General features: G+C 44.8%; 12 protein-coding genes. 11 read left to right on the top strand and 1 reads right to left on the bottom strand.

The annotated features are described in order from the left end of the window. Positions 1 to 48: 48 nt before the first annotated feature. From CHA01nite_RS17325 to CHA01nite_RS17300, 6 genes are all read left to right on the top strand, one after another. Positions 49 to 459 (top strand): GPW/gp25 family protein, encoded by a 411-nt coding sequence (locus tag CHA01nite_RS17325; protein WP_146943687.1) that lies wholly within the window; start codon positions 49 to 51, stop codon positions 457 to 459. A gap of 89 nt (positions 460 to 548) precedes the next feature. Further along, the gene (locus CHA01nite_RS17320; protein ID WP_146943685.1) at positions 549 to 3608 is read left to right on the top strand and encodes a baseplate J/gp47 family protein; all 3060 of its coding nucleotides are present in this window, start codon (positions 549 to 551) and stop codon (positions 3606 to 3608) included. Positions 3609 to 3623: 15 nt separating this feature from the next. Then, positions 3624 to 6386 carry a baseplate wedge protein gene (locus CHA01nite_RS17315; protein ID WP_146943683.1) on the top strand — a complete coding sequence of 921 codons (2763 nt, stop codon included), beginning with the start codon at positions 3624 to 3626 and terminating at the stop codon, positions 6384 to 6386. Positions 6387 to 6399: 13 nt separating this feature from the next. After that, entirely contained in the window at positions 6400 to 9321 is a 2922-nt protein-coding gene (locus CHA01nite_RS17310) for a PKD domain-containing protein (protein WP_146943681.1), read from the top strand. A 96-nt stretch (positions 9322 to 9417) separates the two neighbouring features. After that, a complete protein-coding gene (locus tag CHA01nite_RS17305; protein WP_146943679.1) occupies positions 9418 to 12540 on the top strand; it encodes a hypothetical protein in 3123 nt (1040 codons plus the stop codon). 98 nt (positions 12541 to 12638) lie between these two features. Then, entirely contained in the window at positions 12639 to 13316 is a 678-nt protein-coding gene (locus CHA01nite_RS17300; RefSeq protein WP_146943677.1) for a hypothetical protein, read from the top strand. 102 nt (positions 13317 to 13418) lie between these two features. Here CHA01nite_RS17300 and CHA01nite_RS17295 read toward each other — a convergent pair whose 3' ends face one another. Then, positions 13419 to 14081 (bottom strand): S24 family peptidase, encoded by a 663-nt coding sequence (locus tag CHA01nite_RS17295; protein ID WP_146943675.1) that lies wholly within the window; start codon positions 14079 to 14081, stop codon positions 13419 to 13421. Between the two features lie 693 nt (positions 14082 to 14774). Here CHA01nite_RS17295 and CHA01nite_RS20575 point away from each other — a divergent pair. The 5 genes from CHA01nite_RS20575 to CHA01nite_RS17280 all read left to right on the top strand — a co-directional run. Then, positions 14775 to 14933, top strand: a complete 159-nt coding sequence (locus CHA01nite_RS20575; RefSeq protein WP_170234764.1) for a hypothetical protein — start codon at positions 14775 to 14777, stop codon at positions 14931 to 14933. A 544-nt stretch (positions 14934 to 15477) separates the two neighbouring features. After that, on the top strand, positions 15478 to 15636 hold the full coding sequence (locus tag CHA01nite_RS20570) for a hypothetical protein (protein WP_170234763.1): 159 nt from the start codon (positions 15478 to 15480) through the stop codon (positions 15634 to 15636). 31 nt (positions 15637 to 15667) lie between these two features. Further along, positions 15668 to 16045 (top strand): hypothetical protein, encoded by a 378-nt coding sequence (locus CHA01nite_RS17290; RefSeq protein WP_146943673.1) that lies wholly within the window; start codon positions 15668 to 15670, stop codon positions 16043 to 16045. Positions 16046 to 16067: 22 nt separating this feature from the next. Beyond that, positions 16068 to 16712, top strand: a complete 645-nt coding sequence (locus tag CHA01nite_RS17285) for an N-acetylmuramoyl-L-alanine amidase (RefSeq protein ID WP_146943671.1) — start codon at positions 16068 to 16070, stop codon at positions 16710 to 16712. Between the two features lie 830 nt (positions 16713 to 17542). Next, positions 17543 to 19729: phage tail family protein (locus CHA01nite_RS17280; RefSeq protein ID WP_146943669.1), on the top strand; the 2187-nt coding region annotated here is incomplete at its 3' end.

Raw genomic sequence — 19729 nt, 5'->3', positions numbered from 1 at the left:
AAGTTCCGGGTTCCGGAAGGATGTTAATCCAATAAAAACAAATAACGTATGAATATAAATACAGATTTCTTAGGAACAGGCTGGAGCTTTCCCCCCGAATTCAATGAGACGGAAGGAATCCTGAAAATGACCACCGATGTGGAAGACATCAACAACAGCCTTATTATTTTACTGTCCACACGTCCCGGTGAACGGGTGATGTTCCCGGATTACGGATGCGACCTGCAGGAGATGCTTTTTAAGCCCCTGGACCTTACCCTGATCACCCAGATGAAAGGGATCGTCGAGCGTGCCATTTTATATCATGAACCCAGGATCAATATTCTGAATATCGACATCGATTCCCAGGAGGAACTTCACGGGGAAATACTGATAAAAATTGACTATGAAGTAAGAAACACCAATACCAGAAGCAATATGGTTTTCCCCTTCTACAAAGGAGAAGCTACCGAAATATAAATGAAGCCGGGAGGTCTGTAGCCATGTTGTATACCATCTCACATGACATGAAGTATTGCATCTGACCATCGAAATATAACTATAAACTAATGAAAAAAACAGATACATTTTCGCATTACCGCGAAGGAAAATCACAAATGCAGCGCTTTTTAGCAGAATTGGATCCCGGCAATCTAGAATTGCACGATTTCGATCTGTTCGACTGGCTGTTGTTTGCTAATAATTTTGCCAGGCATGTCAATTATTTTCATAAAGATGATCCTGATACACCGAGAGGAAACTGGGAGAACTTCTTTCTGGGTGATGATGGCCAAACCGTTCCGCGCAGGGAAAGCGTGGAATACAAACAGATGAAGAAGCAGGTTACCGATCTTATTTCCCGGTTTGAACAGGACAGCAACCTGACGCCCCACCTGACCTTATTCGTGTGCTTCCTGAAACTGCTGGATTTCTCCAAAAAAGCATTCAATGACCTGACCAAAAGGCACCTGGATTTTTACTACAACGAAATCCTTCAGATTGAGAAGAATGATGCCAGGGCAGATCAGGTCTACGTGATTTTCGAGCTGGCCAAAAAAGCTCTTCAGGAAAGGATTCCCGCCGGAACCCTGCTGGATGGCAATAAAGATGCCGACGGAAATAAACGGATTTACAAGACCGGAGAGGAGCTTATGGCCAATCAGGCAAAAGTTGCGGAAATTAAAAGTTTCCTGAATGATGATGAAAAGAGGGAACTGAAAATGGCTCCGGAAGCAGCTACGGCAGACGGCCTTGGCGAAAAGCTGCCGGAAGACAGCAGCTACTGGTGGCCGTTCGGATATAACTCGGAGGAGACCGTTTCCGGCAGATCCATCTACAAAGAACTTCCGGAAGCCAAACTGGGCTTTTCCATAGCATCTTCCTTATTTGATCTTAAAGAAGGCGAAAGAACGGTAACAGTTGCCATCACGTTCAACAGAAATTCGGCGCAGAAACTGCAGGACCTTTCAAATGAGGACATCGAAAGCAACATCAAGGTGCTTTGCAGCGGCGAAAAAGAATGGATGTCGGGCTTTGCTTTGAAATGTCTGAAAAAGGAAGACACACGTCTGGAGCTGTCTTTCACTTTATTGAAAGATGATCCTGCCGTAGTGCCTTATGATAAAAAGGTGCTTGCAGAAAATTTTCAGACCGGCCTTCCGGTGGTAAGATTTATGATCGAAGGACAAAGGTATTACGATGTTTACGAAGCCCTTTCGGAGAAACCGGTAAAGAACATCGAAGTATCGGTGGATGTAAAAGGGATAAAATCCGTACAGATAGAAAATGACAACGGGGCTCTGAATTCGGGGAAGCCTTATTATCCGTTTACGGCACAACCCGTTAAAGGTTCTAATTTTTATATTAAATATCCCGAAATGTTCTCCAAAAAATGGCAGAAGGCAGACCTTACCATCAATTGGAAGAATGCACCGTACTCCCTTCAGGACCTGTACAGCGGATACGTGATTCAGCCGGACCAGAACATCAGCGTAAAAGATTTTGAGGCCCTGAAAAGTGCTTCGGTCGTAGGTTCCGATGATTATTTTAAAGCGGATATCGGCCTGTTGGACAAAGAAACCTGGTATACGGCCTCCCATGATATCACACTGTTTGATAAAGCGGAAGGCTCTTACAGGACCTGTTTTTCCGTCAGCAGTATCAGCGGTAAACCGGGGACTTCCGAATCTTTGCGTGTGACACTGAAACAATCCTTCCTGCAGGATGTTTATCCGAAACTCTATACCCTGGCTTTATCGAGCAATCCGGAAAAAAACAAACTGATCCCCAACGAACCGTATATCCCGTTTGCTGAAGATATCGAGCTGAATTACAGTGCTTACGAAACTGCCTATTCTTACCTGAGCAGGGATGAAGAAGGGCAGGCCTCAAAAAATTCAGGAATGCAGGTCTACCATGAGGACGTTTTCGGGCAGTACGAAAAAGAAGTTGAAACCACAGGCCTGGTGCCGGTGCATGAAACCGGGGGCGAATTATACATCGGCCTGGAAGCCCTGCCGCAAACGACGGTTTCCTTACTGATCCAGATGCTGGAAGGGAGCGAAAATGCGCTGGCAGATCCTTTTGAAGAAAAAGAATACATCCGGTGGCATATTCTTTCAGGAAACACGTGGCTGGATCTATCGGATTATATCCTGAAAAACGAAACCCGGAAATTCCTGGAATCCGGTATTGTCAGGTTCAGAATACCGAAAGACCTCAACACCAGCCATACGAGACTGACTGACGGTCTGGTATGGATCAGGGCCAAATCGGAGAGAAACTACGACGCGGTATGTAAGGTCCAGGGGATTTACACCCAGGCAGTACAGGCAGAATTTGAAAACCATGAGAATGAGCTCTCTCATCTGAATACCGGCCTTCCGGCCGATACCATTACGAAACTGATCACCCGTGTTCCCCAGGTAAAATCGGTGAGCCAGCCGTACAATTCCTTCGACGGCAAATACAAGGAAACCGATCCGGAATATTACCGGAGGGTCAGCGAGCGGCTGAGACATAAGAACCGGGCCGTTACGCAATGGGACTACGAACATCTGGTATTGCAGGAATTCCCGGAAGTATTCAAGGTGAAATGTTTAAACCATACTTCTGAAAACTCTTACATGGCTCCGGGACACGTTACCCTGATGGTAGTACCGGATATCAAAAACAAAAATGCTTTTGATGTCTATCAGCCTAGGGTCAGCAGGGCCAGCCTGAACAGGATTCAGACCTACATCAATGAATTGAATGCGATGCAGGTCGGGGTTCAGGTAGTCAATCCGAATTACAAAGAGGCAAGAGTGGAAGCCGGCGTCAGGTTCTTTGAGCAGTATGACGAATCGTTTTATACCAGGCAGCTGGACGAAGATCTTAAAAAATACATCTCGCCATGGGCCTTTACGGAATCCGGGGATATCGATTTTAACATCAAGCTGAATGTCAACCAGCTCATCACCTATCTGGAGCAACTGTATTATGTGGATTATATCGGTGAAATAAAAATATTTGTGAATAATGCTTTACAGAAACAGTCTTTAATCGAAGTGGATCCCAAATCGATCCTGGTCTCGGCCAAGCAGCATACGGTGACCATGGCAGAGCAGGGATGCAGGCAAAACAAATAAGAAGAAAATAGAATTATGTCAGAAAATAAGCACATCAGCATACCCAAAAATGTAGAAACCGGAGATCAGACCGATTTTCATTTTCTGCGCAGGACCGGTATCGAATATATAGAAAAACTGGGCGGAAAGCTCTGGACGGATTACAACTCCCATGATCCGGGGATCACCACACTGGAAGTTTTAAGCTACGCCATTACGGATCTCGGGATGAGGATGAACCTGAATACCGCAGATCTCCTGGCTTCAAAAGATGCAGGAAAAGACATCCAATCCCAGTTCCTGAAGGCCACCGAGATTTTACCTTCGAGACCCCTGAATGACCTCGACTACAGAAAGCTCTTCATCGATATCAGCCTCGAGCCGGATCTTAAAAGGCCCATCCTGAACTGCTGGCTGGTTCCCCGGACTGAAAAAATTTATGTAGACTGTAAAACCGGAACCATGGACTTTAACCCGATCGGGGAAAAGACCGGTAATTTTAACGTAAAGGGGCTCTACGATCTGTATGTCGACTATTCCGAAGAACTGGATACCGACGAAGACCGTTGTAAAAAGGCTAATGTCAATTCCGGGATCCTGGAACGCTATCATGCCAACCGGGGACTCTGCGAAGACCTGGTGGAAATCAGGGAAGTACAGACCCAGAAAGTGGCCGTCTGCGCCAGAATCGGATTGGTGAACAAAGCCGATGAAGAGCTGGTACATGCGAAAGTATTAAAAACAATCAACAATTACCTGGCACCGGAAGTCCCGTTTTATTCACTGAAGCAGATGCTGGATAAAGGGCGGACCACCGATGAAATTTTTGACGGTCCGCTGCTGGAGAACGGGTTTATCGATACGGAAGAACTCAGCAAAAGCCAGCTGAAAAAAGAAATCCGTCTCTCGGATATCATCAGCGAAATCATGAAAGTCGACGGGGTAAAGGAAATCCATGAAATCTCCATTGCAGGCTGTGATCAGATGAACAGTCAGGCCAGCGACTGGCTGATCTGCATCGAAGACGGTAAAAAGCCGGAACTCTGCGAATTAAGCTCATTCAGCTACACCAAAGGTTCCCTCCCGCTGAATATCAATGATAAGAAAGTACAGGAATATGTAAAAACGCTTAAAAAAGAAGAAGATGTCCTTCGTGACGATGCCGGAAAAGATAAAGAACCGGTACTGCCGAAAGGAACGACCCGCGACATCGGAAACTACGCTTCCATCCTGAACGAATTTCCGGATACCTACGGCGTCGGGATTTCAGGAATCATCGGGGACAAAACACCCGGGCGGGAAGCTTTGGCCAAACAGATGAAAGCCTATCTTCTGTTTTTCGACCAGATCCTGGCCGGCTACTTCAGGCACCTCGAAAAAGTAAAAGAAGTACTGAGCATTAACGGCGGCTTAAAAAGAACCTACTTTACGCAGGCCCTTAAAAACATCCGGGGTTTTGATGAACTGGTTTCCGGTTACGATACCGGTAATGAGGATACCCTTACGGATGCCTTGTATAAAGAGCTGGACAACAGCGTGGAAAGAAGAAACGAAGTGCTGGATCACCTGATCGCCCGTTTTGCCGAAACCTTCAGTGATTATACTTTTGTGATGAAATCGCTGTACGGAAAATCTACCGACGAGATTGTTTTAAGCAACAAGGAGAATTTCTTAAAAGAATATAAATTCCTGAGCAAAGACCGTGGGCTGGGGTACAATTATACCCTGTCTTCGGATAAGGAGGTATGGAATACCGATAATGTTTCCGGCGTGCAGAAGAGGATTGCCCGGCTGCTGGGAATTAAAAATTATACCCGGAGAAATTTGTCCCAATCTCCTGTTCTGCTTATTAAAACACAGGGCAGCAATGGGAAAGCGAATTATACCTGGAAAATAAAGGATGCCGACAATGCAATTATCCTGTCCTCCGTCAATACCTATGAGATTGAATATGCAGCTACCAGGAATCTGAACGAAGCCATTTACCAGACCATCCAGATCGATCAGGAAGACCTTGAAAATGCTTTGAAAACGTTTGAAGACGATCCGGAGGAGAATACCCTGATCGGAAATATACAGATCCGTTTTTCAGCAGGAGGAAATTATTATTTCGACATTTTGGATGAGGACGGAAATGTGATGGCCAATCATAAAAAAACCAATCCTTATTCAACCGTAAAGGATCTGATGACAGGAATCCGGGCCATCGTAAACTATTTTAAATATGATTTTACCGAAGAAGGTATTTTCCTGGTCGAACATTTAATGCTGAAGCCTGTTCTGAAGAACTATAAACTGATGGGAGGGATCGGCTGTATGAAAGTGGGGAAAACCTTTAAAGTAATGTATGATCTTGAGGTAACAGGGGCATCGTTCATGTCGTCGTGCGAGGAAGACTGCGAAACGGATATTTTTGATCCTTACTCTTACCGGATCAGTGTTGTTCTCCCGGGATTTGCCTACCGTTTCCAGGATCCTGATTTCAGGCGTTATGCCGAAACGGTAATCCGCCAGGAAATTCCGGCCCATATTTTAGCGAAAATCTGCTGGGTCGGAGACCGGATGAGCGAAGTGCAGACCGCCCAGAGCGACTTGTCCGAATTTGAGACCGCGTTCAGAAAATACCTCACCGATAAATCCAGGAACAACCTTCCGGATCTGGGAAGCAGCATTCAGGATCTCCTGGCTGCGCTTGCCAAACTCAATAACATCTACAGGCCGGGAAGGCTTCTGGACTGTACCGCAGATGATAACGACAGTCTGGACGGAAAAATAATCCTGGGCCAATCAAACCTATAAAAATCGATACATAATGAATACTAAATTAAATAATATAACCACCCAGTACCGGAAGTTCAACGAAAACCAGGCATTGACGGAAGGGCAGTTAAATGAGTTTATCGACTATTTCGAAGACCAGGACCGGATGTCAAGAACCCGCCTGAGCGGAGTAGGTATTGCCTGCGGATTCCAGGTAGCTTTCGTAGACCCGGATATTTCGCAGGATGGCGGTGCCATCGTTATCACCCAGGGAGCCGGCGTAACCACCGACGGAGACCTGATCACCCTGCGCCGGAAGGGCGGCACCGCTTCAGAAGTGAAAATCGACTTCACCGGTGAGCGTTACACTTACTACAGGGAATATAAAGATGTGGCCGGTTATGATCATTTTAAGATCAGTGATAAGCAGGTTCCTCTTTTAGAATTGCTTACAGACGCAGAATATAATGCGCTGAAAGACAAAAGTTCTGTAAAAAGCACTAAAGAAATAGCCAATCTCAGAGACCAGGTGGTATTCCTGTATCTGGAAAGTTATTCCAACGAAGAGACCCCATGCCAGGATGCCGACTGCGACAATACCGGTGCCGAGCAGGTTTCCGACCTGAAGGTATTGCTGGCCGGTTCGAAATCGGTTGAAAAACTTTTTTCCGGAGGGGATGCAAAAGACAGTCTTTACAGGCTTCATAACCGCTATCAGAATCTTTTTGATAATCTGCCGGCCATCGAGGCCAAAAGGGTAATCCTGAATTCCGGTATTGCTACCGCAGGAAACCTGAAGACTCTGTTTCAGGATGCGATCGGTGAAGTAACGGAATTCTGTAACGGTTTCAATGCCATTGCAGAAACCTTCAACATTAGCCCCGACCTGAGAGGAGAAGATCTGATCAAAAAGATAAAATCGGTTTTAAAACCCGTTGCTTCAAACCTGGAAGATTACCAGTACCGCTACGACCTGCTGAAGGACCTTATTGATACCTACAATGAAATAAAAGACCTGCTGTTGCATCTGAATGCAGAATGCTGCCCGGATATTGCTTCCTTTCCTAAGCATCTGATGCTGGGCACGGTAGGCCCGTCTCAGGAGCTTGGCGCACGAACGCCGTACCGTCATGCTTTTTACCACTCGCCGGTAACTACAAATGAGGATGAAAATTACGAAAGGGTAATTATGCTGGCCAGCCGTTTCGTACAGAAAGTAAAAGCATTCCAGTCCTACAGAGGGCCTGTAAAAATTACCCCTTCCCATCTTCAGGTGCGGTTAGGGGATAAGGCAATTCCTTATTACTACAATGTCGATCAGCCGTTACTCAATAAATGGAATTTCGAAAAAGCAAAAACCGACCGGGAAACCTATAACCTGAGCTATCATACCGGTAATCTGGCAGCCGCAGACTTCATCCAGAATCCGTTGGATTACACGATCGACGATAACGATTTCTACAGGATCGAAGGACATCTGGGGTTACCTTACAAAACGGCGCTTCAGAACATCAATGATCTGAAAACAAAATACGGCCTGGCTTTCGATGCCATTGCCCTGGTACTGGATAAAGGAACCAAAACAGAAGGGGAGCCTCCGCGTAAGGAAGAAACCGTGTCTATTGACGATCTCAGAAAACAGTTGTCGGCCATTTCCGGCGATATCAGCAACCGGAAAAACGATTCGGATAGCACTTTGCTTACCATTTCCAGATTGGACGAAAAGCTGAGGTTACTGAACAAAGCGGAGTTTTCCAAAGAAGGCGAAGGGGTAACCGTAGTGAAGCAGGATCCTAAAAAAGAAGATGTGGTGAGTGAACTGCTGAAAGAATTTTTAGAAAGAAAATCAGGACTGGAACATATGGCCGGTGTGGAACCGGGCGGAACTTTTGTTCTGATCTATGCTTCGGAAGCCGATAACCGGGTGCTTGCCGACTTCTCGTTGCCATACCTGTGCTGCTCCAAGAAAGAACCTGTGTCCCTGATCTTGCCGAACGGCAAGCTCTGTCAGAAAGATGCTCCGGTTGCCATGACCGTCATTCCTGCCAACGGCGAAGTAAAAGCCTTTGTGAACGGGGTTCAGATAGCAGCTGTTACCCAATCGGCAGGCCAGAGTTATTTTGATCCGGGCTTAGTTCCTGCAAATGCTTTGGAGCAGACGGTAATGTTTACAGTGAACGGTGATGCGGTGGACACCCAGATGACCGTCAACAAAAACCCTGAAATAACCTCTGTGACATCCGGTACCGTAACGTATGAAGCACCTACGACCAATCCGAATACCACCAATCCGGATGCAAAAGTGGAATTCGATGTAGCCGGAGATCTTGCCGGTCTTCTCTTTACATGGAATTTCGACGACGGCAGCCAGATTATTCAGAACGAGACGCCAACCCATAAGAAAACCCATATTTACAAGCTTATTGCCGGCCAGGAAGATACTTTCAACCCGACGCTCACCGTGACCAACAGGAACGGATGCAGTACGGTTTACAAATTAAAACCGTTAACGTTGGTCGGACAATCTACCATTGCCTGTTTAACGGGGATGAGAATCCTTATTCAGTATATCCATGCAAAGGAAAACGGAAACCATACCTGTAATGCAGCAGTCTTTAATTTAAAAGGAAACGGATTGACCATCGGGGGTAGCTCTAATGGAAATGTATCTTTGAATAATGCAGGGGGACCTGATGACCGGAAGAATTTCCCTAAAGGATATCCGTCTAATTATACGGGATACGATCGTGCAAGTGAAATTATTATCTCTCAGGATGAAGCGCAGCAGATCGCCGCCTTATCTCCGGACGGGTTTATATCCTTCTCTCTGGAATGTGCATTGCAGCGCGGGTGCCATACCGGTGTTGCCTGGACCCAGATCTTCCTTGCAGACAGCCAGGTTCCGATTTATGATGATTATCCGCAGAATAATTTCTTATCCATCAATCCTTGTACAGGAGAAACAAGAAAATAGTTCAATAAGGAGAAATGGTTTAGTAATGGCTCCACGGGCCTTAATAGGGTCTGTGGAGTATATTAAACTTTAATGAATCATTAAAAATGAATAATAATGAATAACCAATCAAATAATCAGTACCGGAAATTGGATGAGGTATCTACGCAATACCGTAAATTCAGTAAAGGACAATATATAGAGCATACGCAGTTCAATGAGTTCCTGGATTTTTTTGAAGACCATGACCGTTTATCCAGGATTATGCTTCAGGGAGTAGGGATTGTATGTGGGCTTAAACCTAATCTGATCTATAAGAACGGGCTTTTAAGCAACATGCAGCTTTCTCAGGGAGCGGCAGTTACTACCGACGGGGATTTGCTTACCCTGAAAGATGCCGGCAAGGCGGGTGAAGATCTTTATGTGAGTGATCTTAGAACGATTGATCTTCAAAATAAAGATTATACCCACTTTAAAAAATATGACGATTTCAAGGCGCAATATCCTGCCTTCAAAAAAGACGACGGAAGCCAGATCGAACTCTGGGAATTAATCCCTGTGCAGGAGGCCGGTTCCGGTACCCAACCCATAGGTAATCTTCCGGATCCGGAAGATAAATACCTGCTGCTGTACCTGGAAAGTTATGAAAAAGAAGTGAAGCCCTGCCGGGGAGTCGATTGTGACAATCATGGGGTGCAGCAGATCCGGAACCTGAAAATCCTGGCTGCCACCAAAAGCGGAATCGATCATATTCTGGAAAAAGACAGGATCCGGCCTCATGCTTTATTTGTAAAAGATATTCTGGAAGCAGAGAAACAGGAACGGGTAATCATCGAAAGACTTCTGCTGGAGCAGGGGGCTGAAGCACAATTTGATACGTCCCATCTGAAGGATCTTTACCTCCGTGCGATGGAAAAAAGCGGATACGGAGCTTCTGTTTTTAAAAAAATCAATACCATTTCCCAATTCATAGGCCTTCCTGCAGTCGATCATGTGGAATTTACAAGTTTATTAAAACAGGTTCTCCAGCAGAACACAGGTTTCCAATATGCTTATGATGTATTGAAAGATCTTTCGGATACCTGTTCAGAAATCATCCGAGTGCTTCCCAAATCGTTCACCATCGGTTTTCCGGACCTGGAATCTTTCCCGAAACATGTCATGCTCGGAAAATTAGGATCGGATATTCAGCTGGATAAATACAGGCACCGGTTTTACAATTCGCCTGTTCTTGATGATGATAAAGAAACCCTTCAGGTAAAAGTTTTACTCAATCGATTTGCGCAGCAGGTACAGAATTTTAAGTATCCGGAACTGCAGGAAGGAGAGGGAATTAAAATTACCCCTTCTCGGAAGTCAGGCCCTTTGGGTCGTAAAGCCATACCCTTTTATTATCAGATAACGCCGGAGTTTTTAAAAGTCTGGAATTTCAGTAAAGCAGCCCGCCGGTTGTCCGGTGAAAACCTGGCTTATGATACTTCCTTGCTGTCATCTGCCGGACACATCCAAAATCCTGTTGGGTTCAATATCGATAAAAATACCTTTTATAACATAGAAGGCCATCAGGGAATGTCCCGTGACGAAGCTTACGGGCAGCTGAAGGAATTAAGGGACAGGCATCAGCTCGGATTCGATATTATGCTTCTGTCTTTCGGGGAATTAAGGGATAACAAAGATCTGTTTAAAGCCTATTTCAACGAATATGTCGGAAAGCATCCCGGACTGGAACACAAGCGGGGAGTCGGGCGGGGCGGCACCTTTGTCATGATCTATGAGCATAATGGCAGAGAAACCGGCATCATTGCCGATTTTTCAATCCCTTATATCTGCTGTACTCCGAAAATTGATGCCGGTTTAAGTTTGCCGGCTTCCGTTATCTGTGCAGAAGCCGCACCGATTCCTTTTACCGTGCTCCCTGTAGGCGGGATGGTGAAGGCTGTCGTAGATTCGGAAAAAACCGGAGTTGTGCTGATCGACGGAAAGTATTTCTTTGATCCCAGGGAACTGGACGAAAGCCTGCACGGTCAGCTGATTGCTTTTACGGTAAATGGCAAACCTACCGGCTGCACGATCAAAGTGACCGCACAACCTGACATTGAAGTAAAAGTTGATTATGTCTTCTATCCTGAAGGAAATTCAAGTGCGACTACCGTCGTGATGCTGGTTTCCGGTGAAAATTTTAAAAACTATACTTACCACTGGGATTTTCTGGACAACGGCAGCTTTGTTACACTGAGTCCCGATGATGAAGGCCGTCTGAAGTACACTTTATATGATGTAAACCCGGCAAGAATTCCGACGATAAAAGTAAAAATTGAAGGCAGCGGATGTACTCAGGAGGTGTCGGTCAGAGATTGGTATAAAGAACTGACACAACTCAGTCTGCCGGTTGCGGAGATCTGCTCGGATTCTGAAGCGATCCCTTTCAACGTATCGCCTGCAGGAGGAATTGTAGAAGCCAGTGCCGGCGGAGGGGTAAAATTCGAAAACGGAAAATATACTTTTAACCCGAAACTGATCGATAAAAGTCTGCACGGTCAGCTCATTACTTTTACTGTAAACGGGCAAGCGACCAACTGCAGTATTAAAGTGATGACGAAACCTCAGGTGAAAATTGACGTGACTAAAGTGGACTATCCGGGGAACGGATCATCTTCAACAACGGTTCACTTCCTTGTTTCCGAACCTGGTTTTAAAAATTACAGTTACAGCTGGGATTTTCTGGAAAACGGAAACTTTACAACAATCCCGCCGGATGGAGACGGAAACCTTATTTATACCCTCACTAATCTTGACAAGACTGGAATTCCTGTCATAAAAGTAAAGGTGAGTAACGGGAATTGCATTCAGGAAATCATTATCGGTAATACCTGGTATAATCCGCCGGCTGCTCCTTCCGTTGTGATAAACAGTATCGGTTTTCCTTCCGGAAACTGTTGTGAGGGGACGGTGCAGAACAAGGTAAGTGCTTTTGTGGAGAGTGATGAGAGAACAATTTATCTTTCTGCCAATGAGCTTTTTGAACTGAAAGGCTGGGCTTCAGGAGCAAATGATTTTGATTATTCCTGGTTCCAGACCTATAGTAATAATGATGAAAAATTATCACTTTCGGAAAGCAATAAGCCAACTGTTGTTGTTTCAAATTTATCAGCAGGAATTTATGAATTTCAATTTATGGCAATTGATATTGCTACCGGTGCATTTGATACTAAAAGAGTAAAAGTTTCCATAGTCCGGTAAACAATCGGTCATCTGCAATACCGGAGGGTATTTTTGCAGCCTGAACTGCAGGGTCCTCCGGTTTTATTAAAATAATAGTAACGATAAAAAATAATACAATGGCAGCAGCACAATGCGAGATTTTATTTAAAATAGATTATACTTCCTCTGTGCCGGTAACCGGTGCAAATTCAAGTGCATCTTACAGGATTATCGGACCGGGATACCCTACCAGCACCATTGCTGTGGATCCGGATGCTGTGATAGCGCTTCCGCAAATCCAGGCTCCCGGCAATTATGATCTGGAAGTGGAGCTTACGGTCGGAGGCGTAACGGCTACCGCTTCAGAACCTTTTAAAATAGGGGATTGTAAAGGAGAAAAGAGAACCATATTTTATAACCATGCTAAAAATATTCGTAACGGAAACGATCTGAACAGTGACGTTGAATTTTCAATCAAAAAAAACGGAGTGAAAATGGTAATGAGCGATACCCCAAACGCAGACTATAATAATCCAATTGAAAAATGGGAATCGTTTGAAGCCAAAGTCGGTGATTACATCGAATTTACAACCGTTCTGACAAAAAGCGGAACCAATGGCAAAACAGAAGGGAGCATGTTTACCTGCAGTACGACAGGTATCACCGGTACGGTAAACGGAATGAATCCTACAGCATCAGATCTGAAAGCTTTAAATTCCCAGGACATCGGACCGGCTTCCGGAACCACAAGGATTTTTGCTTTCCGGGTAGAATCAAAGGTAAATTATGCATTGGGAACAGATTTCTTTCAGTAAAACATTGTTTAATAACATCTTCTGATCCTGTAATGATCTTTGGAATCAACAAAATCCTCAATCAAATTGAGGATTTTTATTCACCCGAAAACAGCAGCCGGATTATCTCCTGTTGTTTTTCCGCCTGGTACTGATGATATTGAACAGTTTCGCGACATCATCCAGATGGATTTCAAAATCATCATAATATTCATTCAGGGAGTGAAGGGTAATGATGCCTTTTTCCACATCGTGTTTGATGATGCGCTTGACCAGGATGCCTTTTTCTTTGTGTACGATCACAAAATCCCATTTGTCATAATGCAGCCTGCTCCTCCAGTAGTCCTGACGGATATTCCGGCATAAGATAATGTCGCCTTCCAGGTAGCTTTCGTACGAACCGTCGTCCATACTGTCGCCTTTTACTTCAAAACACATATATTCGCCGCGGTGCTCCACATCATCGGTAAAAGGGATCACCGGAAGGCTTTCCATATATTCTTCGTCCGCAAATCCGTTCAGGTAACCGGCCTGTGCATACTGGTTCGCCAGCGGGACATACATTACTTTTAATTCAGAAAATACCACGGGCGAGGCACTGTTCTTCATTTTGCGCTCCTGTTCTTCCAGCAGGTTCTTTACAAAATAAGCTGTCGTCTCCGGTATTTTCCGCTCGCCTTTTTCCCAGTACTGCACCGCCCTCGTACCGACTCCGATCGCTTCTGCAATTTCCGCCTGTTTCATATGGAGCTGTTTCCTGATCTGTTTGAATTCTAAATGGGTCATTTTGATCGATTTATCGTTATTTATAAAAAAAGACGTAAAATTTTTCTGTTTTTATTTCATAAATACGAACATTGTTCGTATATTTGTCTCGTTGATAAGAAATATCTGCACAAATATAACAAATTATATTGATAATTTTATGAAGTTATAATAATTAATTCCTTTCTATAAGCCTGAAAGCGAAACATAACCGAAAAGTTAAAATTAAATATAACAAGCTGTACTTGCGGCAGGAATTTAAATTTTTGTATCAGACGGTACCCTGCCATACAAAAAGAGCAATTAATAAAAGTAAAAAGTGCGGTTTTTGAAGCCCTGTTAAATAATTTTTGTTCGTATCCCGATAGAAGACCAATTGGAAGATGTCTTTCAGATACCTAAAGGAACAGCCGGCTCCGATGCTTCATTTATTGAGCGAACGTAATAAACGGTGAGATGATTAATGGGTCTCCGGTTCTCAGCCATCAGCATGTTTATCGATTAAAACGGAATTCAGAAAAAACGGCCGGCCATTTTTGGCCTGAGAATCCCTGGCCGGCTTCTGGAAAATCAAAAAAAACAAATTCATATCATCCTCCGGAGGCCGGAATATCTGCCTTTGCAGATCTTTTACGGACTTATTCCATAATAAAAACGATAAAGGAAAGGCTGCCGGCCGGATGATAAAAAAAATAACTTTTAACCTTAAAGAAAATGAAACGAAGTAAAGAATTAACAGAAAAAAGAAAAGATTTTGTCAACGATTATGTAAAACGCAATCAGGACAAACAGATGAAAGTCATCGTGACGGAACTTACGGAAATGCTGTTCCTGTCGGAAAGAACGATTTATAATATTATCGTCCAGGATTAAGCAGGTTTTTATAGTATAAATAATTAAAAATAATGAAATCGCTTCATGGCCGGAATTCAATAAACCAAATCCGGAAATCATAGATCTTAAATCGAAAATCCTTCCGGCTATTGAAGCGATATCTGAATTGATCTCCTTTTTCCTTACATAACAGCTGATAAACGAAACGCCTTTGCTGCCATTAAAAAAATTTCCGCTGTAATCATCAGCGCCGAGCTTTATAAAAGCATCAATGATTCTTCTTTTTAAACCGGACAAAGGCCGTTTCGTTTTATTTGCTGAAGACATCAACGCACAATGGGCAGAATAGACCGCCAGGGTAATTGCGCTGCTCCGTACGGGAGACAATCCCGTACCAAAACGATTAAAGGCTGTACCCGACATCGCTCCCGAATTTAAATCTGCCGTTATCTTAAGAAGGTAATCCCCGTTTTTCTTTTGGTCTGCTGCTGTCAGGTAAAAGGCTAAAAATTTCCTGCTCCTGATGACAGGAGCATCGATCCGACTGGGTAAAAACAATAACCACCATATCCATTTAATAACCATGAAAAAAAGAAAAAACAAAAAAAATAAAGAGAAACTGCAGAAGCCCCGTAAAGAGATCAGCGAACTGATCGACGAGCTTGCCTATATCAGTGAAGGTGAAAATATCCTGAACAGCAAAAAATTTTTAGACGGTCTGTATATGCTGGAGCATGACTGAACTTCTGAAAATGCTTAAAATATAGGAAAGAATGAGTTTGGATAGTATAAAAGCCCTTTTTATCGGAACTGCCATCGCATTCTCCGGAGGGCTGTTAAGAGTATTGATCTCAATACAGAATAAAGAGAAGAAACAGCTCTGGGAACACTTCGTCACACTGGCCATCGTCATGATCGTCGGGTTTACCATGAGTTACGTCATGAGCAGGGCCGACCTTCACGACAAATGGTATTCCACAGGCATATTGTTTGTACTCGGCTACGGGTACGATAAATTCCTGAAGATGATTACCACCAACCTGCCGGAATGGATCGAAAGAGCGGTAAGCCTCTACATCGAAGGCCGGTACGGCGTGAAGACAACCCGGCCGGCTGCCGGTGAGGAGGAAAAAAAAGACGATCCCGTTTAAAATAAAATTAATAATAAAAATCATGAACATCATCAGTCACAGTTTTCCCGAAAACCAGTATTACCGGGAAGTTACCGCAAAGAAAGGCATCGTACTGCACCATACGGTGTCGGGAGATTCGGTGGAAGGGGACATCAACTGGTGGAAATCCACGGCCGAGCGGGTGGCGACGCCCATCATCATTGCCAGGGACGGCGGAATCCATCAGCTGTTTTCATCCAAGTACTGGGCACATCATCTCGGAATCAAAAAAGCGCATTTCGCACAATTCGGGCTTCCTGAAATGAATACCCAAAGGAATAAGGAGTTTATCGGCATCGAACTCGACAGCTGGGGAGGCCTGACCTTTAAAGATTCAAAATATTATTCGTTCTCCGGCCAGGAAGTCGCCGCAAAAAATGTGGTAAAATATGAAAAGGAGTTCAGGGGGTACCGGTTCTACGAAAAGTATACCGATGCCCAGATCGCTTCCCTGAAAGAACTTCTGGTCTACTGGGGCAAGCAGTACGGCATTTCCCTGAAGTACAAAGGAAATATCATGTTTGAATTTAACAAAAGGGCACTGGGCGGCGAAAGCGGCATCTGGGCACATGTCTCCTTCAGGCCCGATAAATCGGATGTCCACCCGCAGCCTGAACTGATCCGGATGCTGGAATCACTGGTCTGACCTGAATCCGAAGCAGAAACAGCTTTACCTAATCAAATGATCCTGTTTGAATTCTGTAAAGGATAAACTTCTCTTCTAAACCCCTGATCAGCTTCCTGATTTTTCAGTTTTTTTTGTTAAATGATTGAAAACAAATTAAATGCTAAAGAGCTGACGCTAATATAACGCGAATTCGAGGTACAAACCGTACTATAAAGGCTGGAAGAGAGAAGAGGGATGCCGGAAGTTTCTCCTGTAAAAATATAATGAAAGATCTTGATGATCAAACAAAACATTTTGCCATTCAATCAGGAAAAATTCTTACTTAATCCTGAATAAATAGCCTAAAAACCAAGATCTGGTTTATATTGTTTTAAAATCCCGAAGGGATTGCTTATTACAGGATAGGATAAAATCCTATCAGAAGCATAAACCATGTATTTGTTCCTGCGCGGTGAGTATTAATCAAAATCCTGACTAAATCAGTCTCATATTTATTTTTAAATTAAATAATAAGCTGAATATGATGTTGATACGGTCGAATTCACGCTAATATAAAAAAATCGTAGGAAACACCTTACTGCAGCTACAGAATCATACCGGAAAAAAGCTGGCGGTTCCTGCGGAAAAGTACGAAATTTAACCCTGAAAACTAAACATGAGAACGAGGCCCGGAGCTGGCAGGCACGCGTGTTTCTCATCACAAAGCCGATACCGCTCCGGGTTTATTTTTTTTAAACCCTTCATAAAAGTAAGTCCGGTGTTCCGGATCCTGAAGGCAGCCTGTAAAGCACGTCCACGGTATTTTACAGGTATTTTAACCCAAATTTAAAATTAAAAACATCCAATCCATGGAAGCAGCACAACCTTTACATAAAGGCAGCATTAATCCTCACGGCCCGGGCAAGAAACAGAAGCCCGAAAAGCCGGTGGTGGTGCCCCTGCCGGTCACCGAAGTTGCCAATTTACAAACTCAGAAACCGGAAAGTACCGTCGTAACGGCCGGATCGGCCAGCCCTTATTCCAACAGGATGAACCTGAACGGAACCATCGCCCCGGTGCACGGTTCAAGGACCATTTACGACAAAGGTGCCGAAATCCGGTACGGCAAGCTTCAGGAAAGCCTGGCGGAAACCGGAGACATCAATCATCCCGAGACTAAAAAGCTGGAGAAAAGCTATATCTCCACCTTGAGCATCAGCCAGATCCGGGATTACCACAACCTGAAAAACGGAACGTACCTGCCCAAGACCTTAGAGGAGCAGGCGGCGGCTTACCAGGCGGGTAAAAGCACCTCCGAAGCGGAAGTTCCGGCAGCTTCCGGATCAGATGCTCCGGTCGAAATCAGTCCTGCAGCGGATATTGCAGCGGAATCCGGGATGGATGAAGGATTTGCCCTTCCCGAAATCCAGGAAGATACCGTAAGAACAACACCGACGAGTTCCAACAGTGACCCGAATTTTAACCAGACCGTCGGTTTGGTTAAGACTACGGCAAAAGCAAAACGGGCTCACGCGACAAAAGAAAAAGCGGAAACCCATGCCAATGCCGCTGCTGCCGTACCCGCCGGAGAACGGAAATCGCAGGCAAAGGGCCGGCAGGTAGAAAAGCTGGACCAGCAGAGGACCGGTTCTTTCAGCGCATCCGGTTTCAAGGTAAAATTAAGGGACAAAATCAAGAGTATTAATTTGCCGGCAAAACAGGGAGATGCGGAAAACTTTAAGAATCGGAATAACATCAACGCCGTCAACGGATTGATTAAACACGATGTCATGGTTTCCAAAAACAGCGTTACGGGAGGCATTGAAACGGTTGCCAGGCAACAACCCGATGAGACGAAAGTTGCACTGCGTACGGCAATAGCTTTGCCTGATCCGAAAATTGGTTCCAAGGTCACCATCAGAGCAACGGAGGCCATGCCGCCTAAACGGGGCGACTCCGAATTAAGCCAGCCCATTGCTAAAAGCTATAAATCCGTTGAGCAGCAGTTTGCCAAGAATCACATCACCGATGAACAGCTCGCCAAATCGAATGAGCCGGATTTCATCAATGCCCTGAATGCCAAAAAAGCGGCCAAGGCCCATGCAGAGCAGGCGCCCGGAGAATTTAGAAATGCTGAAAGCAAAAAACTGGAGGCGTCCAAACGTGAAGCTCAGGGCAAAACCAACAGCACGATGGACGGAATGCACCAGAGCAGGAAAGGATTGCTGGACAGCGTAACGAACAAACAGCACAAAGCCGGTGAGAAAAATACGGCTAAACACCAGGAAGTGGTCGATAAGCTGAATGCCATTTATGCAGAGACGAAAAAAACGGTAGACGGGCAACTGGGTGATCTGGAAACCAAAGTCGCCCAGTTATTTGACGACGGTGCCAAAAAAGCCAAAGATGCTTTTGAGAAGGAAGTCACCCAAAAACTGGAAGCATACAAAGCCAGACGCTATGGCGAATGGTATGATGTCCGCGGCTACGGCAACCGGATCGAAGATGCCTGGAATAAAAAACTGCCGGACGAGGTAGACAAGTATTATAAACAGGGCAAGGATCATTTTATGACCGCAATGGACGGCGTGATCACGAAAATTGCAGAACTGGTCACCACCCGGCTGAATGCCGCCAAAGCTTCCATTACTGCCGGACGCCAGAAAGTGGTTTCCTTTATTAAAAACCTTCCGGCGGATGTAAGGAAAGCCGTTAAAGGGGATATCGACGCCATCCAGGGGCAGTTTAAGGAGCTTGAGAGTTCCATCAGTGATAAAGAATCCTCACTCATCGATTCACTGGCAAGCAAGTACAACAATGCATTGAAGGAAGTGGACGAGCTGATTGCCGATATCAAGAAACGCAACCGTGGATTCCTGGCAGCGGTAGAGGATGCCACGGTGGGAGTAGCGAAAACGATCATGGAAATCCGGAAAACGCTTACCGAATTACTTTCCGGAGCCGTAAGCGCCGTCATGGCAATCGTCGCGGATCCGATCGGATTTTTGTCAAATCTGATTGCCGGGGTTTCACAGGGAATCACCAATTTCGGAGCC

This window comes from Chryseobacterium hagamense (assembly GCF_007991455.1).
GTDB classification, from domain to species: Bacteria; Bacteroidota; Bacteroidia; order Flavobacteriales; family Weeksellaceae; genus Chryseobacterium; species Chryseobacterium hagamense.
Note: the sequence above shows the minus strand (reverse complement) of the source record. Positions and strands in the feature narration are given on the sequence as shown.